Raw genomic sequence first — 26727 nt, forward strand, 5'->3', positions numbered from 1 at the left:
AAAGCCAGAATATGTATGACATACAGTATATAGTAATCAAGACTGACAATCAAACATAAAGGGATAAGAGAAAAGAAAAGACAAAAAGAGGAGCTAAAGCAGGGCATAAATATCCTGTAGAAGTCAAATGTTAAAAAGTACTATAAACTAAATTCAGCGAAATTTAAGCCAATTGCATTAGACCAACAGAGATTTAAACTTATCGAATTTACCTAACTTAATAGTTACAATATTAACAGTAAACAAAGTAACATGGCAAAAAGTATTAAGGTTGTTGAAGGAATTAATATTTCTGACATAAGCTTTTTCAAAATCCAGAGCTTTAAAGCTAAATTTATCTTTATTATTAAATCTTCAATTTATAGACAGCCTTAAAATATAGCGAGTCTATATTAATAGAAGAATAGAAGACCTATAAGTCAGAAAATATAATAGCATACTTGCTACAGCCTATATGCTTTTTGCCATTAAAATATTTAGAATGTTTTATAGGGCAAGCAGAGTCATCTTTAGAATTGACATAACTTGCAAACAAATTTTTGCTTAATAAAATCATCAAAATATTGCTTGCCGTCCTTGGCATTTTAATATCCGCTTTATTACAAACTATATAACCATCATCAGTCAACAGGGATAGTAATTTCAGTGATAGGTAAACCAGAGATATATAGATAGCATCAACAATAATATAATTTTTATGACACCAATAAAACTTATAGCATTTATTAGAAACAGAATAAACTTCTAATTTACAATCCTAAAAGACTTAGGCTGATTATCTTTAGAGAATTTATTTTTACAAAAAGACTAAGGTTATTTAACTAGTGTTAGCTTTAATAGGGGTAGAATCCATGGAAATAGATTCACCTGAGATAATACCCATATTTTTGAGGATATTGACCTGATTTTGAAAAATAGAGGTCAAATAATCATAAGAGAACTCATTAATAAAACGGCGAAAAGTCCAATAAGAAGGAAGAGGTTTAGAAATGTCGAAGCCACAAAGATGAGCAATAATAAGATTATTGCGGAGATAATCTAAAAGGTCAGAAATTGTACCGAATCTTTCAGCTTTCATAACAATAAAAGCTCTAAAAAGTGCATGATGAGAGTAACCCTTACGGCCAGGACTAGAGGAAGGGAATTCAGGTATTGAAGACAGGTCAAGATTTTCAAACATAGAAGAATAGAAATCAATTTTAGACTGAGAGGTAAAGAGTTCAGGTATATTTAAAAGTAATTGAAGCTGGTACATGTAGGATTTCATCCTTCTTAAAAAATATTTTATAGTGTATATATAATAATTCGACAAATGGGAGGGGAAATCCTACATAAAAGATAAAAAATTCAAGAGTGATAGGAAAAAAGTATGTCTGTAGAATGGCTTAAATTAAGGGTTTTGAATTTTATACAAGTTTATATTTTAAATGTTTATGGAGTGATTCAATGTTTATAAAGATGGTAGCTATGGATATGGATGGAACTTTGCTAAATGATGATTTGAAAGTAAGTGATACAGATAAAGAAACTATATACAACTGTTTAAAGAAAGGAATATATATTGTTTTTTTAACGGCTAGATCTTATATTTCCGCAAACTCTTATGCACAAGAAATGAGAATTAATATACCTATGGTGTGCTATAATGGTGCTTTAATTAGGGACTCTTATTTTGGATATCTCTATTATAAGAATACGATCTCATTAGATTTGGCAAGGTGGATTTTAAATGAAGCATTGAAAGAAAATGTTTATGCAAAAGTATATATAGAAGATAAATTTTATATTAAAAATTTTAATAAGGAAGCTGAGAATTATTCCCAAATTTTTAAGACTAAATATGAAATATGTGATATTGAAAAAATAGATGAGGAACCATATATGATTGTTTTAAAAGATGATGAATTAAAATTGAAATATTTTACTAAAAAAATTATAAATAAATCTAAATATAAAAACATGTTTTCATATACATCATCTAAGACTGGAAATTTGGAAATTACAAATAAAAATACAAATAAAGGTAGAGCTCTAGAAATTTTATCTGAATACTTGAATATAAAAAAAGAAAATATTTTAGCAATAGGTAATTCATTGAATGACATAAGTATGTTGAATTTTGCAGGTATAGGTGTAGCTATGAAAAACTCTGATATAGAGCTAAAAAATAATTGGCATGATATTTCCCAATACAGCAATAATGAAAGTGGAGTTTCACACATTATCAAAGATTTTCTAAATCTATAAATTTTATTTTGGAGGTATGATTTTAATGGGTAAAATTGATGAAATTTCAAGAGAAAGTTGGATACTAAATACTTTTCCAGAATGGGGGACCTGGTTAAATGAAGAAATAGAGAAAGAAGTTGTCAAATCTAATACTTTTGTAATGTGGTGGTTGGGATGCACGGGAGTTTGGGTTAAATCAGAAAAAAATACTAATATATGTATTGATTTATGGGTTGGTACAGGTAAAAAAACTAAGAAAAAAGAGTTTATGGATTCACATCATCAAATGGCAAGAATGACAGGAGGTAGGAGGGTACAACCGAATTTGAGAAACGTGCCTGTTGTTTTAGATCCGTTTGCAATTAAACAGATTGACGCTGTTTTGGCTACACATGCTCATAGTGATCATATTGATATAAATGTTGCTGCTGCAGTTGTTAAAAATTGCGATAAATCTGTCAAATTTATAGGTCCTAAAACATGTGTTGATTTGTGGGTTAGTTGGGGAGTACCTGAAGAAAGATGTGTAATTGTAAAACCAGGAGATATGGTAAAAGTAAAAGATATAGAAATATTAGCGCTTGAATCATTTGATAGGACAGTTGCTATTACAGCTCCTGAAGGAATCACACTAAAAGGTAAGATGCCGCCAAGTCTTGATGATAGAGCTGTAAATTATTTAATAAAAACATCAGGAGGTAATATATATCATAGTGGAGATTCACATTATTCTAATTACTACGCAAAACATGGTAATGAACATAATATAGATGTGGCTTTAGCTTCTTTTGGTGAAAATCCGAGAGGTGTTACAGATAAAATGACTGCTTGTGATATTTTAAGAATGGCTGAAGCTTTAAAAACAAAAGTTATAATACCTGTTCATTATGATATTTGGACAAATTTTCAGGCTGATCCCAAAGAAATAAGTATACTTTATGAAATGAAAAAAAATATATTGAAATATAAATTTAAACCTTTTATATGGCAAGTTGGAGGTAAATTTATATATCCAGAGGACAAAGACGCAAGAGAATATCACCATCCTAGAGGATTTGACGATTGCTTTGCTAATGATAATGATCTTCCATATCCATATTTTTTATAACCAAAATAGTTATATTTGAGACAAAGGTGATTGATAGACTGAAGACGGTTTCGTCAGACAAGAGGGACGGTTCCTCTTGTCTGAATTTTTTAGATAAAAGGAACCGTCCCCTTTGTCTGATTACTCTAATAATATATTCTTGCATAATTAATCTGTTTCAAAAGTTGTAAGAAAAGTTAAATTTAATAAAGATTGGTTAACATAAAAACTATATTTTTGTATAGTTTTTTATTTTTTATGCAAAAACTATACAAAAATATAGTAGATATTGAGAAAATATCGCTGTAAAATGAAAGTGAAGAAATCAATTCGATAAAGAATTGATCAAAAAATACGTAATATTAGAGGGAGGAGAAAAAATTGATAAAAAAGTTAGTTTCATTACTTCTAGTTGTGTTATTTCTTACTGTTTCATCTTTTAACCTTGTTTTTGCTGATGATTTAAATAACGTAAAAGATATGACAATGAAATCAAAACTTGAATTATTACAAAAAAATATAACATAGTTCTTTCTGACGTTAAAGTTCTTCCTCCAGGAATTGAACCACAAAAGTTTTCAAATGTAGAAGAATTTGAAAAATACCTGATGGAAAGACAAGTTAGCAACAAAAATTTTATTAATTTAAAAGAAGTACGTAATGAGCCAAATGAACAAATAAATAATAATATAGTAAGTACATTAAACAGTTCAGGAAAACTAATACATCGAAAGCATGTACATTTTTCAACTTGGTTGAATATACTAGTCAAATTTGATTATGTGCATAATAATTATTATCAAAGGAATCAATTTACATCATGTAATAGTGTTGATTCTTGGTATGATGGTTATTCAGTTCCAACAGGTTATGAATGGGAACAAAAAGATTATTCAGCGCAAATATTAGATGGTGGACGCAGTTTAGCGGTAACTATAACAGGTCTAGAAAAACAATATATACTAATCGAAAATGTATTACAAATAATGTCTTTACAATAAATTATTATGATGAATTTTATTATAATGAAATATAGAATAATTATAAGTAAAGCATTTTTGCTTGATAGCTATGCTATATAATCGAAAAGGTTGTGAGGCAAATATTTTAATTAATTAAATCCGAAAATAAAAAATAGCATGTATTGCTGTAGGAATTGCATTTTATACTGTTAAACAAGCATTTTTATATATTGATTGCTAGCTTAAGTTATATATGTATAGGAATTTGAATTTATAGCATAGGCAAGATAGTAAAATTGCTTTCTATAGGTTTTTAAAGTACAATTTAAGTATAATTTTAAATAATTATAAAAAATATTTTTGGAGTTAGGAGGATTTAATAATTGGAATTAAAAAAAAGACTGTTAAAAATTATCGGAATAATATTTACTATAGTTGGCTTATTTAGCATTATTATAATTATTAAATCTATTGTATCTATGGATATGAAGTCTTTTGCAAGTACGGAAAATATATTAGATATATTTGTTTCTCTATTATTTTTGTATATAGGATATATAATTTTAAGATACAGTTGAAAGCAAATCATAGAAATCCTAGTTAAAAAAATGAGAAAGAGGCAGTTTAATTACCTGAGACAAAGTGAGACAAAAGGGACGGTTCCTCTTGTCTGAATTTTTCGGATGAAAGGAACCGTCCCCTTTGTCTGTGTCTTATTTTTATGAATTGTGCTTACGAATCTCTTTCTTTTCATATCGTATATACAACAAATACCCAATAAATCCCAATATAAAAGGTCCGCCTATTACTTCAATTTCGTAGATAACTATATCTTTCATGGTTTTTAAATCACTGGGTGGAATGAAAGACAAAACTATAGCAAGCATAACTGATAGAAAACCTATAATGGCCACTAAATATGGCAATACCTTATTTCCGGGTATCATGAAAGGCCTTGTAATATCTTTGTATTTTTTTCTAAGTGTTATAAAAGAAGAAAACATAAAGAGGTATGGTATAAAGTAAGTTATAGTAGTCATAAGTACTAAAACTGCATAAATTATTTCGACTGTTGGTAAGAAAGTTGTAGAAATTATTATCAAACTAACTAATATTGCTTGGGAAATCATTGCATTTTGTGGCATATCATATTTATTTAATTTTGTAAAGAATTCAGGAAATATACCTTCTTTTGTGCTTTCGAATAACATTTTAATTGGGCCTAACACCCAAACGCCTATACCACCTAAACTTCCTATTAAAATTGTAATTACAAAAAGAGGAACTAAAAAGCTAAGATTAATTTCTTTGCTTATTAATTCTACTGCTTGCATGATTCCACTGGCTGCTCCAATTTTTTCGGGCGATATTATAAACGTTATAGCAACAGTTCCAATAATATATATGCCTGCTATTATAAATGCAGAAATTACTGTTGCTAGAGGAAATGTTTTTTGGGGATTTTCTGTTTCTCCTGCAAGAATTGGAGTTAATTCAATTCCTGCCATTGCAAACATTAAGGTTGACAAAAAAGCGATATTTGACATTTTATTTAAATTAGGTATCCAGTTTGTTAATGAATAATCTGTTGGTATTGGTCGTGTAAATAAGGCTATTAAACCAAGGATTATTAATATTATTCCTGGCAAAAGTGTTCCAAAAAGGCCACCGAAGTTTGAAAGCCATTTACCAAAACTTGTTCCTTTTATATTTATAAGTGTTACAATCCAAAAAACTATTAAGGTAACTGCAATTATATATAGTTTGTTTTCTTTTAAAGATGGATTAATTATATAGGATAAAGTTACTGCAACAAATGTGAGAAGTGAGGGATAATAAAAAAGATTATTTATCCAGTAAAACCATGATGTTATAAAACCCCATTTTTCTCCATAAGCCTTTTTAACCCAAACGTACATACCACCTTGTTCTGGCCAGGTAGTAGCTAATTCTGCAGAGACAAGTCCAGTTGGGATAAAAAATAAAAGTGCGGCAAGAATCCAGAGTATTATTGAAGCAGCACCATAACTAGCAGCTATAGGGAGCCATCTTAGGCCTATTATGGCTGTTACGTTCATGAGTATGATATCCCAAAGCCTCATGGTCTTTTTCATTTGCTTTTACCTCCCACTAACAAATTATTAAAAGATGAAATTTTGACATAATTTATTATACACTTTATGTGGACACAAGAAAAAGAGTAAACGTTATAAAAAATATACAAATAAGCGAGTTAAACTTTATTTTATTGAGAATAGGACTATTAATCTTAGCAGTTCTTTGTTATACTAATACTTACATATTATACAATTATTTATTCTTTTTTATGAATAATATTTTTAAGGCACTTTCTTTAGCTCCAAGTACAGATTGAAATTAGCAAAAATGTCGTATTAATAAATATAAAATCCCATTTCATTATTTTCTCCCTTTGTGTTATAATTTTCTAAGAGGCATTTTTATTAATGTATTTTGACATCTTGTAATTTCACATATGGCAACATGATAAAAAACTCTTGGGGGAGTGATTTTATGGAAAACTTTGTTTTTTCAAGCCCTACAAAGATTATTTTTGGTAAAGGAACAGAACATCAAGTGGGTGAAGAGGTAAAAAAGTATAGCAGCAAAGTATTATTTTGCTATGGTGGAGGAAGCATAAAGAAATCTGGCTTATATGATAAAGTTGTAAATTCTTTAAAAGAAGCTGGAGTTGAGTTTATAGAGCTATCAGGGGTAAAACCTAATCCTAGGCTTAGCCTTGTGCAGGAAGGAATAAAATTATGCCGAGAAAATAATATCGATTTTATTTTAGCTGTTGGCGGAGGAAGCGTTATTGACACTGCAAAGGCTATTGCAATGGGAGTGCCCTATGAAGGCAATGTATGGGACTTTTTTGCAGGAAAAGCGAAGCTTGAAAGGGCTTTACCTGTAGGTGTCATTTTAACTATTCCTGCAACAGGAAGTGAGGCCAGCGACTCTACAGTTATTACAAATGAAGACGGGTGGTTTAAAATAGGATTTCATCATGAGCTGATAAGGCCCAAATTTGCAATTATGAATCCAGAGCTTACATATACATTGCCTAATTATCAAACAGCCTGTGGTGTTGCAGACATTATGGCCCACGTAATGGAAAGGTATTTTACAAATGTGAAAAATGTTGATTTAACTGATAGACTTTGTGAGGCTACTTTAAAAACTGTTATAAATAATGTGAGAATAGTGCTAAAAGACCCAACAAATTATAATGCAAGGGCAGAAATTATGTGGGCGGGTACCATTGCACACAATGATTTATTAAGCACAGGAAGAATAGGAGATTGGGCTTCCCATAGGATTGAACACGAACTAAGTGCTATTTACGATATTGCCCATGGAGCAGGACTTGCAATTATTTTTCCAGCGTGGATGAAATATGTTTACAAGCATGATATAAATCGTTTTGTACAATTTGCTGTAAGAGTATGGGATGTGGACCTACCTTATGAAAACCTCGAAGAGATAGCGTTGGAAGGTATAAGACGAATGACAGAATTTTTTAAAGAGATTGGTCTTCCTGTTACGCTCAAAGAAGCAGGCATTTCTGATGACAGATTTGAAGAAATGGCCAATAAAGCTACAGCGAATGATACTAAAAAACTTGGCAATTTCGTAAAGTTAGGAAAGGAAGATGTCATCAATATATATAACTTAGCAAAGTAAGATTTCTGAAAGTCAGTCATTATTGGCTGACTTTTCAGTTTGTTAACAAAGTAAAAAATATTCAAAGGAGATATTTTGTATCGTCGCTCCGATGTTCCAAAGCGACAAAACTAAAACTCGACCTTCAGGTTCCGGTAGGGTACCGGGCACAATCGGCATCCATGCCTTAAGGTGCCCGCCTCCGCCATCCTTGGCTTCGGCCCTGCCTCCACCTTCGGTCTTGCTAAGTTTTGTTACCGCTTTGTCACAAGTCACTCCTTATACAAAATAGCTCCTTTACGAAAGTTTGTCTACAGTCTGAAAAGTCAGTCATTCTTGACTGACTTTTTTAATGGGATTTTATATTTTATAATTAGTTAATAATTTGTTACAAATTGGACATAAAAAATTGATATGATTTGTGATATAATCAATATGACACAGTAGAAATTAGTAATTTTAATATGGGGGATCAATATGGATAATAACGCAAATTTAAAGCGCAGTGAAAGAAAAAGGCATAAAGAAAAAGGGAAAAATAAAAGTACAGCAAGAAGTATTTTAAAATTTATAATATATGCCGTTATAATCTTAGTATTTGCAGGGATGGGGGCAATTGGCGGAAAAGTTTTAGCTATAATAAAAAATACTCCTCCGATTTCGCAGGAAGCTTTGACAGCGCAGAGCCAATCCTCCATTGTATATGCAAAGGACAGTAATGGTCAGTGGCAAAGAGTAGCAATACTTCATGGTGCTGATAATAGGCTATGGGTTCCTATAGAGAAAATACCTAAAGACTTGCAAAATGCTTTTGTGGCTATAGAAGATCAAAGGTTTTATAAAAATAATTTGGGAATTGATCCCATAAGAATTATTGGAGCACTCATTGCCGATATTAAAGCAGGGGGTAAGCCTGTTGAAGGCGCAAGTACTATAACGCAACAGCTTGTAAAGAATACTATGCTTTCTAGTGAAAAGACGCTTACCAGAAAAATACAAGAGGCTGTACTTGCGTGGAGATTAGAGCAAAAGTATACAAAGGAGCAAATACTTGAAGCATACCTTAATACAATATATCTTGGAGGACCTAATGTAAATGCTTATGGGGTTCAGGCAGCAGCTTTGGCTTACTTTGGCAAAGATGTAAGCCAGTTAGACTTAGCAGAATGTGCTATGATTGCTGGTATTACGAATAATCCTTCTTTATATTCACCTTATGCCAATTTAGAAGCTGCTACAGAAAGGCAGCACCTTGTTTTAAAAGAAATGCTTAAACAGGGGTATATTACTAAAGAACAGTACGATAAAGCAATAGCAGAGAAATTGGTATTTAAAAAGACGAATTTTACCACATATGACCATAAATATTTTATAGACCAAGTCATAAATGATGTAGCAGATGAATTGTCTAAAAAACTCGATATCTCTCATGACGAAGCAATAAACAAAATATATAATGGTGGACTCAGAATTTATTCGACAATGGATTCGAGAATACAAAATTATATTGAAGAAGCTTTTAAAAACCCAGAACTTTTTCCTATGAATTCAAAGATTAAAGACGAAGTTCAGGGTGCAATGGTTGTAATGGATTGGAGAACAGGAGAAGTTAAGGGACTTGTTGGGGGACGCGATACTTCTAATATAGTTAGAGGATTCAATAGGGCAACTCAAGCTTATAGACAACCGGGCTCTTCAATAAAACCTCTTACGGTTTATGGACCGGCTTTAGAAACTGGGCTCACAGCAGCGACAGTTGTTGATGATGTTCCAACAACTTTTGGCAATTGGACTCCTCATAATTACGAAAGTTCTACTTATAGGGGACTTGTAACGTTGAGAGAAGCTTTGACTCATTCATTAAACATCCCTGCTGTCAAAGTCGTTGATAGGGTAGGTATAGCTACTTCTGCAAACTATGGTAAAAAATTTGGACTTGATATAACCAAGAACGATATGTATTTGCCCGCTCTTGCTCTTGGGGGCCTTTACAAGGGAGTTACGCCTCTTCAAGAAGCTGCTGCTTATGGTGCAATTGCAAATGGAGGAGTTTATACAACACCCATTACTTTTACTAAAGTTACAGATTCTGAGGGGAATTTGATTTTAGAAAATAAACCGTTAAGACATGTAGTTTTAAGCGAGCAAAACGCCTATATATTAACGAGCATGATGCAAGATGTTGTAAAATACGGTACAGGTACTCGTGCGAGACTTCCTAATATGCCTGTTGCTGGTAAAACTGGTACTACTGACAATTACAGTAATGCATGGTTTTCAGGTTTTACTCCTTATTATGTTGCTACTGTGTGGATGGGCTATGATAATAATTCTATTTCATTGTACGATACCAGAACGGGTACTAGGGTAGTAGGTGGCAGTTATCCTGCTCAGTTGTGGAAGACGGTGATGCTTCAAATACACAAAGATTTACCTTATAAAGATTTTGTAAGACCACCGGGAATTATTTCTGTCACAGTATGCAAGGATTCAGGGGAACTTCCTACAGATTTGTGCCATTTGGATCCTAGAGGTGACAGAACCTATACTGAAATTTTTGTACAGGGTACACAGCCTACCACTTATTGCACTGTTCATGTTACAGCAAAAATAAATTCTCAAAATGGGAAACTTGCAACTGCTTTAACGCCTCCTGACCTTGTAAAAGATGCTGTATTTATAGATCCACCTGGAAGAACACCAGAACAAAATGCAGTAGCAGCTGATGGCAAGTATGTAGTACCGACGCAATATGATGATACTACTTCAATATTGCCAGGAAATAATGAACCAAACAATGCTCCTAATACTCCATCGGATGTGGTGCCACCGCCTTCCAACAATGGCACTACTCAACTCCCTCCTGCTGGAGAACCGACTACACCTACAAACAATAATGGCTCTACGCCGCAAAATCCAAATAACGAAGTGCAAAGTCCGACCAATCCGATACCTCCAACAAACGGCAATAAAAACCCGTAATTTTAAAAAGCATACTCGAAAGGCTAGCTTTCGAGTATGCTTTTTTTATAAAATGTGCTATTATTAAGGTAATGGATGGTTGGAGGGGTCAATTTGAAAAAAATTATTTTTTTAATAGTCATTTTAGTGGTAATTTTATCAGGATGTAGTGATTTAAAAACGCCAGGGGAAGCTATAAAGCCTCCTAAAAATAATATGGCAGCTATCATTTCACAGGATGGAAATTTGCCCCTTTGGGTAATTCGAAGCAATGGAGAAAGGTTTTTCGATACGGGTTTTATATCCAATGACAAAATTGTTACTTTGGTTTACAAAGACGGTGGCATATATTTAAGAACATATAAAAAAAGTGAAATGATTAAAGAAAAGTTTTTAGGTACAAAAGCAGATTACAGAATATTAGATAGGGCTCTAGATAGATTTGTTGTTAAAAAAGGAGAGACGGAAATAACGCTTTATGACGATAAACTAAATACAATTTTAAATTTTGATGTAGACGTTCAAAAAGATGCCTATCAAAAAAATGTATTAGATGCTATATTGTCTCCTGATGGGAATGTTCTTGTTATTTCAAATGTACATTATAAGGACAATTATCCGGTTAATGGGGAATTTATTTTATTTAACAAGGGGAAGATTGTTAAAAAGATAGATAAGGTAATACCACAACTTGCAAATTTTAGTGATGATAGTAGTAAGTTTTTGTTTGTTGATTTAAATAGTGAAAATAAAGCCAATAATACTTTTTTATATAATCGAGAAGGGAATCTGATAAAAGGGATGAAAATGCCCATTTATTCTTCAACAATGAGGGAAAATTTAAATATAACAAAAGTTTCGGCCGCATTATCTGGCGATGGAAATGCAATTTTGTTTTCTAATTATTATGGTGATGGGCTATATATAGAAAAATTAAATGAGAATAAGATAAAAATTCCGATGGCAACAGAACGATTTTACACTAATAAAAATGCGACTAAATTTGTCATAGGCAATTATGGAGTTTCTAAGATTTATGATGGTTATGGAAAACTTTTAGATTATATTGTAGTGAACTATGGGCTTATAAATGATGTACATTTTGAAGGTAACAATACTTTCTTTGCGGTAAATGGAACGACAGTTCCTAATTCAAAGAGTAAAGATTACATAGGTGTTATGGATGAAAGCGGGAATATGGTGTGGACTGCAAAAGTTTATGATACTGTGGCTATGATTAGATTTTCTCCAGATGGTAAAAGAATTATGGCACAGTCATCAAGATTTATATCAGTGTATGACTATCACAATGGTAAAGTAGATGTCATACCTCGTCCTATAAATGGCAAATATCCTGAATCTATTTGGAAAAAACTATTAAATGAAGATATTGATGCAGAAAATGCCTTTATTTTTACAGATGAACTGGGAAATATTTATGCTGCAAAAAATAGAACTTTGACAAAAGCAACAAAGAATGGTAATAAGTTTTGGGTTGTAGATACAAGCAAGCCGATTAAATTTTTCGCTTTGTCTCAAAATGGGGAAATGATCGCTTTAGCTGTAGAAGGTGACAATGGTAGTGAAATTATAGTTTACAATAAGTCTGGAATGGTGATATCTCACAAATATATAAGAAATGGGCATCAAATCACTTCAATTGCAGTATCCCCTGATGGAAAATATTTTTCTTATGCTGTATCCACTCCTGAAAATGAGGAATATGGGTCATTTATAGACTTATTTAATGATAAAGGGTACATGATATGGGAACAAAAAATTAAATCAATACATGTTTATAAATTAGATATAAATAAAAATGTGGTTACTGCATGTTTTAATGACGGTAAATTTTCAGGATATTTAGCTTTAGATTTTAGTGGCAAAATGCTTTATAATAAAGATATGAAAAACAATATGCCTTTTATAAAAAGTTCGAGAAATGGCCAAATATTTTTTATAAGAAGCTTAGATGATGAATTTGCGTTTTATAATAGAGAAGGTATGCCCTTAAGTGAGAGTTATACCAACAAGGGTATTATACAAGATGTATTAATGTCTGAGGATGGTAAAATTGCAGTATTGATATCTTACAGTGAAGATTATAAAAAGTACGATATTACTTTTTTCAATAATTTTAAAGCCATAAAAAATATAACTTCAGATTGGGGTATTACAAAAGCAGTCATGACACCTGATGGAAAGTACGTTGTAATTCTATCGCGGGAATACAGTAATATAATGAATAATGCTAATAAATTGACCATGTATGACAGTGAAGGGAATACGTTATATACCTATTATCATAAGAGTGGTATTTATGATATTTCGATTACAGATGACGGTACGAATTTGTACTTGTATTGTGCAGACGGTTATGTATACAGATATCGCAATAAATAGTATTTTGTTGAATGGGGGCTTTTAATTTGAAAAGCATTGACTATTTAAAAGAATTAACTAAGTTTGAGCACAGGGGCTCTGCGACAAAAAATGAAAGGCAAGCCGCAGAATATATTTTACAACAATTAAAGAGGATGGGGTATAAAGTTGAGAAGCAGACTTTTAAAACTACAAGAGACAATCTATATATGCTTCCTTTACAAGTGGGTATTTTGCTATTTATTTGCGGTTTTTTCTCATTGATGTACGGCGGACCTTTAGAAATAGCAGTACTTTTACTCAGTTTATTTGCGATAAGCCTTTTGTTATTAGAAGTAAGTGGTAAGCCAGTTGAAACAAGCATGATGCCAAGGTTTTTATCTCAAAATGTTTTTACAAGTTTTGATGAAAGCCGCAGCAAAAGAATAATTGTATCAGCTCATTATGATACGCAAAGAGGCAGTATAATGTTTCATCCTAAGATTGTAGATAGTCTCAATTTTATTTACAACATTTCATATGTGGGTTTTGGGCTTATACCAATTGGAATTTTGTTTAATATTTTCAATTTAAAAGTTATAGCTTCTGCAATATTGTATATTGGACTTGTTATTGTTTTTGCAAATATAATTTTTGTGGCTATATGTGAAGTAACGGGTAGGTACACACAGGGGGCAAATGATAATGGCACAGGGGTAGCTTTAGCTTTAGCATTGGCAGAGTATTATATAAACCATAAAGACAAATTTCCAGATAATGTTGACATGGTATTTTTATTTACTGGCAGTGAAGAAACAGGGGAAAGAGGAATGAAAAATTTCATAAGGGAATACCGTAAAAAACTTTCTAAAGAGACCAAATTCATCATACTTGATAATCTTGGAACTGGTAAAGTTACATACCTTGAGGGGGAAGGAATGATATTTTATAAAAAAGCTGGGAAAATGTTACTTGATATAGCAGAGGAGATGGCAAAAGGTCATGCTGGAAAAGTTCAAAAAATGAAAAATTTGCTCCTCCCTACAGATGCTCTTCCAGCAATGGCCGCTGGATTTGGTGCAATAGCGTTTCTTGCAAAAGATGAAAAGGGAAGACTAGGTAACTACCATTGGCATACAGATACAATAGAAAATGTTGACACACAACTATTAAGTTATGAAGAAGAGTTTTTTAAAGAGTATTTAGTTAAAGTAGCAGAAAGATTAAGTAATAAAAACTAAAATATTTGAGGTGATAATAGATGAAATTAGATCCACAATGTATTCCTTGTGTATTAAACCACGCTTACAAAATGGCTGATAGATACCTTAAAAGTGATGAGGAAAAGGTGACCTATTTGAAAGATGTGATGGAAAGTATAATAAATACACCATCTTCTAAAGCTTCTCCTTATATAACAGGCATTTCGTATAAGCTTCTAAAAAGTTATCTTGGCTTGGATGAAAATTACGACTTTTATTCGGAGGAGAGAAAATATTTTAATGAAAAATTGTTAAATCTGGGAGATGAGTTAGAGCAACTTATAAAAAACTCATCGGACAGGCTTTTGACTGCTGTAAAAATTGCTGCAGCGGGGAATATCATAGATTTTGGAGTTTTTGATAATGTCGAAAAAAATGTAATGGAGAAAGCAATTATACCTACTCTGAAAAAAGAGTTTCCTATGGAAGTCTACAATAAATTTAAAAAAGACCTTGAAAAGAGTAAATATCTTCTTTATGTAGGTGATAATGCAGGAGAAATTGTTTTGGATATGCTTTTAATAAAGGAGATAAAGAATTATAATCCTAAATTGCAAATAATTTTTGTCACAAGAGGAGGATATATACTAAATGATGTAACAAAAGAAGATGCCTATATGGTAGGGATAGATAAATTTGCCTGTGTTATTGACAATGGTACAAATATACCTGGCACAGATTTAGAAGAAGTCTCAGAAGAGTTTATGAAGTGGTTTGAAAAAGCAGATATCATCATATCAAAAGGGCAAGGGAATTTTGAGACTTTAGGAGATGTTCATGGACATAATATTTATTTTATTTTTTTGTGCAAATGTGATCTTATTATGAAAAAGACTAATCTCAAAAGCCTTGATATCGCTTTTTTAAATGTAGAGTAATTTGACCTTTATTATTAACGAATTGACAAAAAATTAACTTGACTATATTTGAAAAATCGAATATAATTTATATGAAAGGGTGAAAAGAAGTGGAAGCTGATGTATATAATAAAGCTGCCGAATACTTTAAAGCATTATCGCATCCTACAAGAATAAAAATAATAGAGCTTTTAAGCAAGAGGGAAATGTGCGTATGTCAAATGATGGCAGCACTAAATTTAGACCAATCCCATGTATCAAGGCATTTAATGGTATTAAGAGCAAATAAAATGGTAAAAACCAGAAGAGAAGGTACTATAATTTTTTATTCTTTAACAGATGAAAATATCATAAACATTATCGAGAAAGTGAAAAATATCTTTCTTGTCACAAAATAAATTTTTTTACTTGCTATATTCGAATATTCGAATATAAAAATATATGAGGGGGGTTAATATAAATGATAATTGCTTTTGCATCAAAAAACCATCTTGGCTTAAATAGCGATATAGGAAGTAATATTGTTTCATCAGAGTATTTTACTGTTGCAGAAATTGAAAATGGAAAATTAAAGAAAGTCAAAAACTTAGAAAATCCCTTTTTTAAAGAAGAGGAAATAAATGCACAAAAATTTGTTGATTTTATCAAAAATACCAATGCACAAAAAATCGTAATTTCAGTTGTAGATAATGCTGACATAGAAAATGAGCTCTTATTAAATGATATAGAAGTTATAAAGAATGTAAATGGAAGGATAGCTGATATATTGAAAGAGCTTTAAACGCTGGAGAGGAGGTGAAATATGTGGCAAAGAATTGGTATCCTATAATAGATAAAGATAAATGCATTCAGTGCTATCAATGTGTGAACTTTTGTCCACACGACGTTTATACCATTGGTGACGATGGGTATCCGGCTGTTGTAAATCCAGACAACTGCGTGGAATTTTGCCGTGGATGTTCAAAAATTTGTGATAATGAAGCTATAACATATTTTGGAGATAGGAGGTAATTTTTATGAGTAAAAAAGGATTACTTTTATGTGTCTGCCAAGGCACATGTCCATCATTTCAAGAGATGGATACATTTGAAGTTTTGAACACTCTAAGAAGAGAGGGAATTTTTGAATGGGTAGGATTACATCCTCAACTTTGTGCAGATGATGGAGACAGGTATTTAAGGGAATTATTAAGAGGAGCTCAAATAGATGAACTTTATGTTGCTGCCTGTGATCCTACAATGCAGAGAAAAATGTACAGAGATGCTTTTGATGACGTAGGATTTCCTAGAGATAAGCATATTGGAATCGAGATAAGAAACATGAATACACAGCAGGTTATTGAGGAAATAAAGAAAGCTGTTGCTCAAAGAGAACAATCTCAAAGTAAATAGTTTGTCTAAAAAGGCTTCGATTGTTGCTAATGCTGTAAAAAAAAATATTTAGCAACAATCGAAGTCATACTTTTTAGGGAAAGTTATAAAGTATTTATCTACTTAGTTGTTGACATATGTTAATTATGCTGATATAATATATTCGTTAATTCGAATATATTAATGGAGGTACGATCAATGGAACACAGAATATGCTTTAACTGCATTATAAGACACTTTTCACCGGCATGGTATGCATCCGTTATGGGTACTGGTGGATTTGCTAATGTTCTTTATTTGTTAAGTGCAAAAATGCCTTTTTTAAAACCAGTAGCTGTAGCACTTTTCTTTTTAAATATATTTTTGTTTTTAATATTTATAATTCCGTGGGTAGGAAGATGGTTTTTACATTTTGATAAATTAATAGAGGATTTAAAGCATCCTGTTATGTCTAACTTTTTTGTTACTATGCCTGTAGGAGGTTTAATTCTTGGAACAAACTTTTTTATGATAGGTAAGGAATATTTTAGCATGGCATTTATTGTGACTTTGGGCACAATTTTGTGGATATATGGTGTAGCTCTTGCCTTAATTTTTGGAGTTTTTGTAACATACAATATGATGATAACAGAGGGTATAGGTCCTGAGCTTACAAATTACTCATGGTATATAACTCCTGTTGCAAGTATTGTAGTGCCTTTATTAGGGAATCTTTTAGTTAAGGCTTATGCTGCTAAAAATATGGAATTGGCAAAATTAATAAATATTACAGATATAGTTTTTTATGGAATTGGATTAATGCTCTTTGTTATACTTAGTAGTATTATTTTGAATAGATTTATAAATCATGCAATGCCGCATGCCATGGCAACGCCAACTTTCTGGATTATACTTGGTCCTATTGGTGTAGGAACTGTAAGTTTGATGGGTATTGCTGACGCTTCGAAGGAAATAGGGTTAATTTTGGTGGCAGATTCTTTAAAGATGCTTTCACTAATTTTATGGGGTTTTGGACTTTGGGCATTTGTGCTTACTGTTATAATAACAATTAAATATCTTATGGAAGGTGGAATACCTTTTTCACTTTCGTGGTGGGCATTTATATTTCCACTGTCAGCATATACTTTGTCAGCTTTTAGTGTATTTATGTATACAAAAATACAGCTTATATATTGGTATACAGTATTATTAGCAATTTTACTTGCTATATTGTGGATAAGCACTTTTATAAAGTCTTTGATTGGAACGCTTAATGGTACACTATTGGTTCCACCAGAAAGTAATAAAAGATAGTTGGATATTTTGGCCAGTAGGCCAAAATATTTTAACTTAAATATTTGATAAATCGAATATTTAAAAGTTCTTTTTAAGCTAAAAGGAGTGTAAGAAATGGTTAATCTTAAAAAATTGCAAAGCCATCTCAATAATTGGATGCTTGTTTATACCTTGATATTAATTATTGCTGGTGTATGGGTAGGCTATGGGCATAGCGCTACTTTATGGGTAAAAGCAAATCAGCAGTTTTTAACTCTTTTAAATACTATTGCAGTTTTCTTTATCATCTATCCTATGATGGTAAATGTTAAACTTGAATTGCTTTTAAAGTCAATGAAAAATTGGAAGGCATTGTTATTAAGTTTGATATATAACTTTGCTTGGGCGCCGATTTTTGGATATTTTATTGCAACATATATGATTAAAGATCCTACTTTGTCAATTGGATTTTTATTGGTTATGGTGGTTCCTTGTTCAAGTATGAGCATTACTTATACAGGTCTTGCTGAAGGAGATGTTGAATTAAGCACTATGATTGTGGCTTTAAGTTTTATTGCGGCAATTTTTGCAGTTCCATTTTGGATGAGGATTTTTGCTTCTCATACGAATGTTCCTGTACCGACAGGTCAACTACTTATGTCTATATTAGAAGTTCTTATTTTGCCAATGGTGTTAGGTTATTTAACAAGGACTTTGGTAGTGAGAGCTTTTGGAGAAGAGAAATTTAAAAATATACAACCAATTTTTCCATCTATATCTATAATTTCAATGTACATTTTAATTTTCTTGATATTCTTTAGTAAAGCTGGTATGGTTGTTGATAAAATAGGATTAATATTGTTTTTGCTTGTTCCAAATGCTATCTTTATTGCAGTTACACTGATATTTGTTACATGGCTTAATAAAGTATTGCACTTTTCGTATAAAGAACATATGGCAATTGTATTTGCTAGTACAGGGAAAAATAATGGGACTGCTGTTGCACTAGCTACTGCCGCTTTTTCTCCTATGGTTGCTATACCAGCAGCTACTATGCCTATCTTTCAGATTATTTTACTGATTTTATATCTTAAATTAGGGCCTTGGATAAAGAAGTATTATGAACCCGTAAATAAAAGAATCTCAGAAGAATAATCAATTACTATGGAGAGTTGATTGCAGAAGCAACGCAAGTTATCAGAATGAACGGAAAAGTTGAAGATATTACGGCAACCATACACACACATCCAACATTCAGCGAAATAATAGCAGAAGCAGCAGAAAAAGCGTTAAGTAGCTTTTAATGTTTTTCCAGTAAATATTATTTCTATAAAAGAATGCCGTCAAACAAGTTGAAAAATTGGTATAAAATATTAAAAGACACGAAAGGGGTGAGGAGATGAATATTTTATATATTTCCGGAAGTCCACGGAAAAAGAGCAACACTGACATTCTTTTAAAATTGACCATGTCAATTACGGGAGGAGAATTTATAAAACTTATAGAGTATGATATAAAGCCTTGTCTGGCTTGTTGGGCCTGCCAAAAGGATGGGGAGTGCCCTATAGAAGATGAGATGACAGAAAAACTTATACCAATGCTTTTAAAAAGTGATGCAATTGTAATAGGAAGTCCAGTTTTTTTTAACAACATTTCTGCTCAACTTAAGGCTTTTATAGATAGAACTTGGTGTATAAAAGGACAGTTAAGAAACAAAATTGGCGGTGCTATTGTAGTGGGTAGAAAATATGGGGAAGAAAGTGCTATAACGGCTATAAATGCGTTTTTCCTTAAGCATGATATGATTCCTGCAAATAGAGGCGTTTGTGGTATTGCTTATAGAGAAAGAGAAATTTTAAATGATACGGAAGCAATAGAGGCGACGAAAAGATTGGGAAAGCGTATATTAGAACTTGGAGAAATATTAGGAATTAAATAGCAAGGTATATTTTGTTTTTTGCTTAAATATGTTATAATATGTATGCAAGCAATTACTTGCATACATATTGTGAGGTGTTTTAATGGGCGATTCGGTGAAGGAAAAGATAGTTATGTCTACTTTAAAACTAATTTCTGAAAAAGGATATAAGTCTACAACTACAAGAAATATTGCAGAAGAAGCTGGTGTAAATGAAGTTACAATTTTCAGATGTTTTGGAAGCAAAAAAGATATAGTGCTTTATGCATTAAAAGAGCTGGAATTATTAAAGCCTGTAGATGAAAGAATATTAGACAATTGTACTGGTAATTTAAAAGAAGACCTACTCATGTTGGCTCATGAATATCATAAAAATTTTACAGAAGAAAAAGCGAAAATCATGATAGGTTTGAGAAGTCCAGAAATTTTCGAAGAGGTAAAAGAATATATGATCAGGATTCCAAAAGGCTTTAAAGAAGTTTTGATAAAGTATTTTGAAAAAATGTATGAGAAAGGATTATTAAATACTGATGATTTTGAACTTTTGGCCTTTGCTTTTATATCATTGAATTTCGGTTTTGTTTTAATGAATGCCTCCTATGGTAACAAGCTAATTGGCTTTAGCGATAGAGAATTTGTTAAAAAAAGCATAGAAATTTTTGTAAAAGCAATAGAAAAAAGTGATTGAAGTAGTGTAAAATATGATATATGATGTACTTGGAGGAGAGGAGAGCAAATAATGAAAATAGGTATTCCAAAAGCTTTAATGTATTATTTTTATTATCCATTCTGGAAAACTCTTTTCGAAAGCCTTGGTTTTGAAGTGGTCACCTCTGACGATACTTCAAAAAGTATTTTAGACATAGGGGTAAAAGAAGCAGTTGCGGAAATATGTGTACCTATGAAGGTATATACAGGGCATGTTTTAAATTTGCTGGATAAGAGTGTTGATTACATATATATTCCTAGGTTTGTAAGCTTAAGGAAAGGTATATTTATGTGCCCTAAATTTATGGGGTTGCCTGACATGATAAAAGGTCTTTTTGATGGCATTGAGAATAAAATTTTGACTCATAACATAGTGTCAAAAAGTACTGACATATCAGAGTTTCACAATTACACAGTTTTTATCGATAAATTGGGTGTGAGTAGAAAAGATTTAAAAAATGCTTTAAAGAAAGCACGAGATAAATGGCTTGAGTTTAGAACTTTGAATAGGCAAGGATATGATATAAATGAGCTTTTGACGAGTGATGAACCAAAAAAATATGATGGTGATATTACAATAGGTCTAATTGGTTATGTATATAATGTTTATGATAGATTTGTCAATATGGACTTGCTTAATGTTTTTCGCAAGCTCAATATAAAAGTTGTGACCTTTGATATGATGGAAGAAAAGATAATACAACGTCAATTGAAAAAATTTAAAAAAAATATGTTTTGGGAGTTTAGCAATATGCTCTTAGGTACGGCTTATGAGTTTATGGAAAGAGATGACATTGACGGCATTATTCATATTACTGCTTTTGGATGCGGTCCTGACTCAATTCTTGAGCCTTTTTTAACTATAGATTCTGAAAAGCACAAAAAACCTTTTATGACTTTAAGAATTGATGAACAAACTGGTGAAAGCCACGTAATTACACGAGTTGAGGCATTTACGGACCTTATAAGGATTAAAAAATATAAAGCTGAAAAATCGATGGAAGGCGTGATTTAAGTGAAGATAACATTTCCTTATATGGGTTCTCCTTATATGTATGAAAAACTTTTTACATTATTAGGACATGAAGTGATAACTCCCCCGAAGCCTTCACAAAAAACTGTAGATTATGGGGTAAAATATAGCCCTGAATTTGCTTGTTTTCCTTTAAAGGTTATTTTAGGGACTTATCTTGAGGCTTTAGAATTAGGAGCGGATACTATAGTGACTTCTGGTGGGAATGGTCCCTGCAGGGCCGGTTACTATGGAGAGGCTCAGAAAAAAATACTTAAAAATATGGGATATGATGTCGAATTTATAATATTTGATGAGCCCAAGAGAGATTTAAAGACTTTTATGGAAAATGTAAAAAAGATAAAAGGAAATAATTCATGGCGGCAGGTTATTAAAACTGTAAAAATTGTATATGACATGGCAAAATCGATGGACAAAGTAGAGAAATTCGTAGAGACCAAGAGAGCTTATGAGTGTAATAAGGGAGAGTTTACTAAGGCATGGCATGAAATTACAGAAGAGTATAGAAGAATAGAGTCTTCTGAAGATGTGAAAAAAGTTGAAAGAAAGGCAATTGAGAGGTTGAATAGTATAAAAATTTGTGAAGTACCGGAAGAAGAAAAAATAAGGATTGGAATAGTAGGAGAAATATATGTTGTGATGGAGCCTTCCATAAATGGTAATATAGAAGAAGTTTTAAATGCTTATGGTGCAGAAGTGGAAAGGTCTCATTACATTTCCGAATGGATTGACTTTAATCTAATACCTTTGCCTTCTTACAAAGAGAAAGAACATCAAATATTGAAAAAAGGTGAGAAATACATAGAGATAATAATTGGTGGGCATGCCAAACAGTCTGTAGGTGCAATAATTGATTTTATGGAAAGAGGATTTGATGGAGTTGTTCATTTAAAACCCTTTGGATGTTTACCAGAACTTGTTTCTCAAAGTGTGATAGATAAAATAATGAGAGAATATGACTATCCAATTTTGTCACTTTCTGTAGATGAACAAATGGCTATTGCCAATGTATTAACGAGAATAGAAGCTTTTTTAGATGTTATAAAACTAAAAAAACACAGAAAAAGGATAGCGAGGTAGACAAAAGTGGAGAAAATATATATTGGTGTTGATGTAGGATCAGTAAGTATAAAAGTTGTAGCCATTGATGAAAATAATGAGGTATTATTCAATTCGTACGTAAGAAATGTTGGGCAACCAATTGATACTGTAAAGGATGAACTAGCCAAATTACACAATGAATTGGCAACTAAAGAAATAGGTGGGGTTGGCGTAACGGGAAGTGGCAGACAGCTTCTTGGATACGTTCTTGGTGCAGATGTAATAAAAAATGAGATTACGGCCCATGCTACTGCTACATTACACTTTCATCCAGATGCTAGTACTATTTTTGAAATTGGCGGACAGGACTCAAAACTTATTATTATAAATGATGGTACGATAGCTGACTTTGCTATGAATACGGTTTGTGCTGCTGGTACAGGGTCATTTCTTGACCATCAGGCACAAAGACTGGGTATAAAGATTGAAGAATTTGGTGAAATTGCATTGACTGCAAAGCGAGATGTGAGAATTGCAGGTAGATGCACAGTCTTTGCCGAATCTGATATGATATCGAAACAGCAATACGGGTTTAGTAAAGCTGAAATATTAAAAGGTCTTTCTAAGGCCTTAGTGAGAAATTATATGAACAATCTTGTAAGAGGAAGAAAATTGAAGCCAGTTTTTGTATTCCAAGGCGGTGTTGCGGCAAATATTGCGATAAAAAAAGCGTTTGAAGAAGAAGTGGGACACGAAGTAATTGTGCCAAAGTATTACGATATTATGGGAGCAATAGGAATAGCGATGTTGGCAAAAGATGAAATGAAGCGGACAGGCAATTCTACTAAGTTTAAAGGGTTTGAGGTTTCAGAGGAGAAATTTGAGACGACGAGTTTTATTTGCAAAGCTTGTCCTAATGAATGTGAAATAATACAAATTAAAGCAAACGGCAAAGTAATAGCGATGACAGGAGATAGATGTGGAAGGTATTCAAATTCTGTCATATAAGCATAAGGAGGCTTTGAAAGTTTTGAAATAGTAGATGAAACGATAGGACATTAAATTAAGTCAAGCAAAATTATTAATGGATCAGATTGAAACTATTCTTGATGAAACTTTTGGCATACATCATGTTACTTTGCAGATGGAATATGAATGTTGCGAGAATGTTGGGCTGATAAATAGAAAAGGTTAGTAATATAAAAAGCCTCCGAATTAGTTTACCAAACAAGGGGAGAAGAATAAAACCTTTTTCCCGTTGTTAGACTGTAGACAAACTTTCGAAAATAGGATATTTTGCAATCGGTGCGACTTGTGACAAAGCGGCAACAAAACTTAGCAAGACCAAGGGTGGAGGCAGGGCCGAAGCCAAGGAGGGCGGAGGCGGGCACTAAGACAAGGATGTCGAATGTGCCCGGTACCCTGCCGGAACCTGAAGGTCGAGTTTAGTTTTGTCGTTTTGGAACATCGGAGTGACGATGCAAAATATCCTATTTAAAAATTTTTGGCTTTGTCAACAAACTGACAATGGGAGAAGAAAACCGTCTTCCCTTGTTTTTATTATTGCTCTTTCGCTTTTTTGAAATAATTTTCAAGCAATGCAATTATTATAATTCCTAATGTACCTCCTATTAAAGCTGTTATAAGTTGAGGCGTTGTAAAAGCCTGTACAATTTTTAGGGGAACTTTTACGTTAAAGAGCTGCATTATATATTTTACTGATAAAGCAAGCCATATAAACTTAACTACAGCACCTATTATCATTCCTATTACTTTGTTTTTTTGTGTTGAAAAGAGCATTACATATAACCCATTACCTACCATTATAAAAGGAATCATTAAAGGAAATCCCATTATGCCTACTAAAAATGCAATTACCGGTGTTAAAAGTCCTATTGTCACTCCTGACCACATTCCAACAGTACCAGCGGCAATTAGAAGCATTGCATTAACGATAGAACCTGTTATAAGTTGGGGCATTTTTAAAAACTGAAATATTAAAGTAATAGCTAATAGGATAGCTGTTCTTGTTATAAATTTTGTATTCACACAAATCGCCTCCTTTCCTCTTATTGTCAATTATATTTTATTACTTTAGCAAAAGAATGTCAAATAAATATCAAAGTTGAAAAGAAATTTTTAGCTTTGTTGACTTTCACACAAAGAAAGGATACAATTTAAATATAAATGTAACAGTTGTTACAATAGAGGTGATTTGTATGAAAAAAATAGAATTTAAAGAGGTTAGTTACGTCACTTCTGAAAAAGAAATATTGAAAAACATTTCTATAAGGTTTGTAGGTGGAGCAATACATACTATTGTTGGCCCTTCTGGAGCTGGAAAATCAACTCTTATTAAGCTGATAAACCGATTGATAGATCCAACCCATGGCAGTATTTTAATAGACGACGTGGATATTAAAACAATGGACGTGATAGATTTGAGAAGAAAGATTGGAATGGTTTTTCAAAAGCCTCATCTTTTTGAAGGAACAGTCAAAGAAAATATTGAGTATGGGCCAATGCTTAAAGGCGAAAAAAATGTGGATGTGAAGTATTATTTGAGTATTGTGGGATTAAACAATGAATATGCTACAAGGGATGTGAAAAATTTATCAGGAGGTGAACAGCAAAGAGTTTCTATAGCTAGAACTCTTGCAAATAAGCCTGAAGCCCTTTTACTTGATGAGCCTACTTCAGCCCTTGACCCTACTTCTACAGAAACAATAGAGAAGTTGATGATTGAGTTAAAGGAAAAAATTAATTTGACGATTATTTGGATAACTCATAATATAGATCAAGCTAAGCGCATTGGAGATTACACAGCATTGCTTAACAAAGGGCAATTAATAGAATATGCTAAAACTCATGATTTTTTTACAAGTCCCCAAAATGAAATTACAGAATTATTTATACAAGGTAAATTAAAGGAGGAAGTTAAATGAGTGTATTATCTTTAACATTGGCCTCAAGTCTTGTGCTAATATCTATTTTTATTTCTTATTATCAGAAACTGGGAATTGAAAAGGAAATATTCATAGGTACCATAAGGGCGGTTGTACAGCTTACAATAGTAGGGTACATTTTACATTACATATTTGCTACAAACAACGCTTTGTTTACTTTGGCAATGGTGACTTTAATGATAGTAGTTGCTGGAAATAATGCTTCAAAGAGAGGAAAGGGAATACCAAATGTCTTTTATTTTATCACTTTTTCGATTGCTTTAAGTGCTGCGATTACAATTTCTTTACTCATTTTGTTTGGAAATATTCATTTTAGGCCACAGGAAGTCATACCTGTATCAGGAATGATAATAGGAAATTCAATGGTAGCTTCAGGACTTGCTGTTTCAAGGTTAAAGGATGAGATAAAAAATAGGTCAGAGGAGATAGAAGCGTATTTATCACTTGGTGCAACTTCAAGACAAGCGGCTCAAAAGGTGATAAAGACAGCGATAAAGACTGGGATGATTCCAACAGTTGACAGCATGAAAACTCTGGGTATCGTGCAATTGCCGGGGATGATGACAGGTCTCATATTGGGAGGAGTGGACCCTATAGAGGCAGTCAAGTACCAGATAATGGTTACTTTTATGCTGGCATCAACAGTAGCGATTTCATGTTTTAGTGTTACTTTTCTCACCTATAGAAACTTTTTTACAAAACATCATCAATTAGTGATTGATTTACAATAATATTGTTTAAAATGATATTGCATTTATTTTTCTTTTATAATAAAATAATGTACAAATCAATTTTTTAAATGCGATGAAGTGGAGCAGTAGGCATTGTAAGCTTTAAGAGAGCCGTTGGTGGGTGTAAAACGGTAGCCTAAGATGCCGAAACTCGCCAGGGAGCAGGCATACTAAATTGTAGTAGGTATGCACGGTTACCGCCGTTACAGGTTTGAGAGGGCGCTTTTGCGCCAAAAAGAGTGGTACCACGGAAGAGTAGCTCTTTCGTCTCTTATGAGATGAAGGGCTTTTTTTAATAAAATTAAA

At 32.4% G+C, this 26727-nt stretch carries 24 protein-coding genes, 2 pseudogenes and 1 other annotated feature; of the genes and pseudogenes, 22 read left to right on the forward strand and 4 right to left on the reverse strand.

Features of this window, described 5'->3' with window-relative positions:
• Nucleotides 1-163: 163 nt before the first annotated feature.
• Nucleotides 164-628, reverse strand: a pseudogene (locus tag BUB32_RS13315) (transposase); the annotation flags it as partial.
• Nucleotides 629-682: 54 nt separating this feature from the next.
• Nucleotides 683-1255: pseudogene (locus tag BUB32_RS13320) on the reverse strand (transposase); the annotation flags it as partial.
• 191 nt (nucleotides 1256-1446) lie between these two features.
• On the opposite strand from BUB32_RS13320, the gene BUB32_RS01055 reads away from it, so the two are divergent.
• The 3 genes from BUB32_RS01055 to BUB32_RS01065 all read left to right on the forward strand — a co-directional run bounded on the left by BUB32_RS01055 (nucleotide 1447) and on the right by BUB32_RS01065 (nucleotide 4317).
• Nucleotides 1447-2247 carry a Cof-type HAD-IIB family hydrolase gene (locus tag BUB32_RS01055; protein WP_072966685.1) on the forward strand — a complete coding sequence of 267 codons (801 nt, stop codon included), beginning with the start codon at nucleotides 1447-1449 and terminating at the stop codon, nucleotides 2245-2247.
• Between the two features lie 25 nt (nucleotides 2248-2272).
• Nucleotides 2273-3337, forward strand: a complete 1065-nt coding sequence (ulaG, locus tag BUB32_RS01060) for an L-ascorbate 6-phosphate lactonase (RefSeq protein WP_072966687.1) — start codon at nucleotides 2273-2275, stop codon at nucleotides 3335-3337.
• Nucleotides 3338-3924: 587 nt separating this feature from the next.
• Complete coding sequence (locus BUB32_RS01065) at nucleotides 3925-4317, forward strand: hypothetical protein (protein WP_072966689.1); 393 nt, start codon at nucleotides 3925-3927, stop codon at nucleotides 4315-4317.
• Between the two features lie 680 nt (nucleotides 4318-4997).
• On the opposite strand, the gene BUB32_RS01075 is transcribed toward BUB32_RS01065, so the two are convergent.
• Nucleotides 4998-6392 carry an amino acid permease gene (locus BUB32_RS01075; protein WP_072966693.1) on the reverse strand — a complete coding sequence of 465 codons (1395 nt, stop codon included), beginning with the start codon at nucleotides 6390-6392 and terminating at the stop codon, nucleotides 4998-5000.
• Nucleotides 6393-6810: 418 nt separating this feature from the next.
• Here BUB32_RS01075 and BUB32_RS01080 point away from each other — a divergent pair, with 418 nt between their 5' ends.
• The 17 genes from BUB32_RS01080 to BUB32_RS01160 all read left to right on the forward strand — a co-directional run bounded on the left by BUB32_RS01080 (nucleotide 6811) and on the right by BUB32_RS01160 (nucleotide 23732).
• Nucleotides 6811-7980: an iron-containing alcohol dehydrogenase gene (locus BUB32_RS01080; RefSeq protein WP_072966695.1), complete on the forward strand. Its 1170-nt coding sequence runs from the start codon at nucleotides 6811-6813 to the stop codon at nucleotides 7978-7980.
• A 456-nt stretch (nucleotides 7981-8436) separates the two neighbouring features.
• A complete protein-coding gene (locus BUB32_RS01085; protein ID WP_072966697.1) occupies nucleotides 8437-10941 on the forward strand; it encodes a transglycosylase domain-containing protein in 2505 nt (834 codons plus the stop codon).
• Nucleotides 10942-11034: 93 nt separating this feature from the next.
• Complete coding sequence (locus BUB32_RS01090; RefSeq protein WP_072966699.1) at nucleotides 11035-13323, forward strand: WD40 repeat domain-containing protein; 2289 nt, start codon at nucleotides 11035-11037, stop codon at nucleotides 13321-13323.
• Nucleotides 13324-13349: 26 nt separating this feature from the next.
• Nucleotides 13350-14522, forward strand: a complete 1173-nt coding sequence (locus tag BUB32_RS01095) for a M28 family peptidase (protein WP_072966701.1) — start codon at nucleotides 13350-13352, stop codon at nucleotides 14520-14522.
• 20 nt (nucleotides 14523-14542) lie between these two features.
• Complete coding sequence (locus BUB32_RS01100; RefSeq protein WP_072966703.1) at nucleotides 14543-15421, forward strand: damage-control phosphatase ARMT1 family protein; 879 nt, start codon at nucleotides 14543-14545, stop codon at nucleotides 15419-15421.
• Nucleotides 15422-15510: 89 nt separating this feature from the next.
• Nucleotides 15511-15798, forward strand: a complete 288-nt coding sequence (locus BUB32_RS01105; RefSeq protein WP_072966705.1) for an ArsR/SmtB family transcription factor — start codon at nucleotides 15511-15513, stop codon at nucleotides 15796-15798.
• A 62-nt stretch (nucleotides 15799-15860) separates the two neighbouring features.
• Nucleotides 15861-16181, forward strand: a complete 321-nt coding sequence (locus BUB32_RS01110) for a NifB/NifX family molybdenum-iron cluster-binding protein (protein ID WP_072966707.1) — start codon at nucleotides 15861-15863, stop codon at nucleotides 16179-16181.
• Nucleotides 16182-16204: 23 nt separating this feature from the next.
• A complete protein-coding gene (locus BUB32_RS01115; RefSeq protein WP_003870223.1) occupies nucleotides 16205-16411 on the forward strand; it encodes a 4Fe-4S dicluster domain-containing protein in 207 nt (68 codons plus the stop codon).
• Nucleotides 16412-16416: 5 nt separating this feature from the next.
• Nucleotides 16417-16791 carry a hypothetical protein gene (locus BUB32_RS01120; protein ID WP_042834136.1) on the forward strand — a complete coding sequence of 125 codons (375 nt, stop codon included), beginning with the start codon at nucleotides 16417-16419 and terminating at the stop codon, nucleotides 16789-16791.
• A gap of 177 nt (nucleotides 16792-16968) precedes the next feature.
• Nucleotides 16969-18063 (forward strand): TDT family transporter, encoded by a 1095-nt coding sequence (locus BUB32_RS01125; protein WP_072966709.1) that lies wholly within the window; start codon nucleotides 16969-16971, stop codon nucleotides 18061-18063.
• A 96-nt stretch (nucleotides 18064-18159) separates the two neighbouring features.
• Nucleotides 18160-19179 carry an arsenic resistance protein gene (locus tag BUB32_RS01130; RefSeq protein WP_072966711.1) on the forward strand — a complete coding sequence of 340 codons (1020 nt, stop codon included), beginning with the start codon at nucleotides 18160-18162 and terminating at the stop codon, nucleotides 19177-19179.
• Nucleotides 19180-19196: 17 nt separating this feature from the next.
• Nucleotides 19197-19328 carry a hypothetical protein gene (locus tag BUB32_RS01135; RefSeq protein ID WP_234949191.1) on the forward strand — a complete coding sequence of 44 codons (132 nt, stop codon included), beginning with the start codon at nucleotides 19197-19199 and terminating at the stop codon, nucleotides 19326-19328.
• Between the two features lie 95 nt (nucleotides 19329-19423).
• Entirely contained in the window at nucleotides 19424-19963 is a 540-nt protein-coding gene (locus BUB32_RS01140) for a flavodoxin family protein (RefSeq protein ID WP_072966713.1), read from the forward strand.
• Between the two features lie 82 nt (nucleotides 19964-20045).
• The gene (locus BUB32_RS01145) at nucleotides 20046-20630 is read left to right on the forward strand and encodes a TetR/AcrR family transcriptional regulator (RefSeq protein WP_072966715.1); all 585 of its coding nucleotides are present in this window, start codon (nucleotides 20046-20048) and stop codon (nucleotides 20628-20630) included.
• A gap of 51 nt (nucleotides 20631-20681) precedes the next feature.
• Nucleotides 20682-21665: an acyl-CoA dehydratase activase-related protein gene (locus BUB32_RS01150; RefSeq protein ID WP_072966717.1), complete on the forward strand. Its 984-nt coding sequence runs from the start codon at nucleotides 20682-20684 to the stop codon at nucleotides 21663-21665.
• Nucleotides 21666-22763, forward strand: a complete 1098-nt coding sequence (locus tag BUB32_RS01155) for an acyl-CoA dehydratase activase-related protein (RefSeq protein WP_072966718.1) — start codon at nucleotides 21666-21668, stop codon at nucleotides 22761-22763.
• 6 nt (nucleotides 22764-22769) lie between these two features.
• The gene (locus tag BUB32_RS01160) at nucleotides 22770-23732 is read left to right on the forward strand and encodes an acyl-CoA dehydratase activase (RefSeq protein ID WP_042834126.1); all 963 of its coding nucleotides are present in this window, start codon (nucleotides 22770-22772) and stop codon (nucleotides 23730-23732) included.
• Between the two features lie 552 nt (nucleotides 23733-24284).
• Here the strand turns inward: BUB32_RS01160 and BUB32_RS01165 are convergent.
• Nucleotides 24285-24773 carry an ECF transporter S component gene (locus BUB32_RS01165; protein ID WP_072966720.1) on the reverse strand — a complete coding sequence of 163 codons (489 nt, stop codon included), beginning with the start codon at nucleotides 24771-24773 and terminating at the stop codon, nucleotides 24285-24287.
• Nucleotides 24774-24943: 170 nt separating this feature from the next.
• Between BUB32_RS01165 and BUB32_RS01170 the strand changes: the two genes are divergently transcribed.
• Nucleotides 24944-25669 carry an ABC transporter ATP-binding protein gene (locus BUB32_RS01170; protein WP_072966722.1) on the forward strand — a complete coding sequence of 242 codons (726 nt, stop codon included), beginning with the start codon at nucleotides 24944-24946 and terminating at the stop codon, nucleotides 25667-25669.
• The gene (locus BUB32_RS01175) at nucleotides 25666-26421 is read left to right on the forward strand and encodes an ABC transporter permease (protein WP_072966724.1); all 756 of its coding nucleotides are present in this window, start codon (nucleotides 25666-25668) and stop codon (nucleotides 26419-26421) included. Before BUB32_RS01170 ends, BUB32_RS01175 begins: the two co-directional genes overlap by 4 nt.
• Nucleotides 26422-26485: 64 nt before the next feature.
• Nucleotides 26486-26696: a binding site (T-box leader), on the forward strand.
• Nucleotides 26697-26727 lie beyond the last annotated feature (31 nt).

The sequence above is a fragment of the Thermoanaerobacter uzonensis DSM 18761 genome (assembly GCF_900129115.1).
Classification (GTDB): domain Bacteria; phylum Bacillota; class Thermoanaerobacteria; order Thermoanaerobacterales; family Thermoanaerobacteraceae; genus Thermoanaerobacter; species Thermoanaerobacter uzonensis.

What these genes read in the sequence shown, in the direction of transcription:
- BUB32_RS01175 (WP_072966724.1), top strand. Translation starts at nt 25,666, where the DNA reads ATGAGTGTATTATCTTTAACATTGGCCTCAAGTCTTGTGCTAATATCT.
- BUB32_RS01055 (WP_072966685.1), top strand. Translation starts at nt 1,447, where the DNA reads ATGTTTATAAAGATGGTAGCTATGGATATGGATGGAACTTTGCTAAAT.
- BUB32_RS01100 (WP_072966703.1), top strand. Translation starts at nt 14,543, where the DNA reads ATGAAATTAGATCCACAATGTATTCCTTGTGTATTAAACCACGCTTAC.
- BUB32_RS01085 (WP_072966697.1), top strand. Translation starts at nt 8,437, where the DNA reads ATGGATAATAACGCAAATTTAAAGCGCAGTGAAAGAAAAAGGCATAAA.
- BUB32_RS01150 (WP_072966717.1), top strand. Translation starts at nt 20,682, where the DNA reads ATGAAAATAGGTATTCCAAAAGCTTTAATGTATTATTTTTATTATCCA.
- BUB32_RS01140 (WP_072966713.1), top strand. Translation starts at nt 19,424, where the DNA reads ATGAATATTTTATATATTTCCGGAAGTCCACGGAAAAAGAGCAACACT.
- BUB32_RS01145 (WP_072966715.1), top strand. Translation starts at nt 20,046, where the DNA reads ATGGGCGATTCGGTGAAGGAAAAGATAGTTATGTCTACTTTAAAACTA.
- ulaG (WP_072966687.1), top strand. Translation starts at nt 2,273, where the DNA reads ATGGGTAAAATTGATGAAATTTCAAGAGAAAGTTGGATACTAAATACT.
- BUB32_RS01125 (WP_072966709.1), top strand. Translation starts at nt 16,969, where the DNA reads ATGGAACACAGAATATGCTTTAACTGCATTATAAGACACTTTTCACCG.
- BUB32_RS01075 (WP_072966693.1), bottom strand. Translation starts at nt 6,392, where the DNA reads ATGAAAAAGACCATGAGGCTTTGGGATATCATACTCATGAACGTAACA.
- BUB32_RS01130 (WP_072966711.1), top strand. Translation starts at nt 18,160, where the DNA reads ATGGTTAATCTTAAAAAATTGCAAAGCCATCTCAATAATTGGATGCTT.
- BUB32_RS01120 (WP_042834136.1), top strand. Translation starts at nt 16,417, where the DNA reads ATGAGTAAAAAAGGATTACTTTTATGTGTCTGCCAAGGCACATGTCCA.
- BUB32_RS01065 (WP_072966689.1), top strand. Translation starts at nt 3,925, where the DNA reads ATGGAAAGACAAGTTAGCAACAAAAATTTTATTAATTTAAAAGAAGTA.
- BUB32_RS01170 (WP_072966722.1), top strand. Translation starts at nt 24,944, where the DNA reads ATGAAAAAAATAGAATTTAAAGAGGTTAGTTACGTCACTTCTGAAAAA.
- BUB32_RS01080 (WP_072966695.1), top strand. Translation starts at nt 6,811, where the DNA reads ATGGAAAACTTTGTTTTTTCAAGCCCTACAAAGATTATTTTTGGTAAA.
- BUB32_RS01110 (WP_072966707.1), top strand. Translation starts at nt 15,861, where the DNA reads ATGATAATTGCTTTTGCATCAAAAAACCATCTTGGCTTAAATAGCGAT.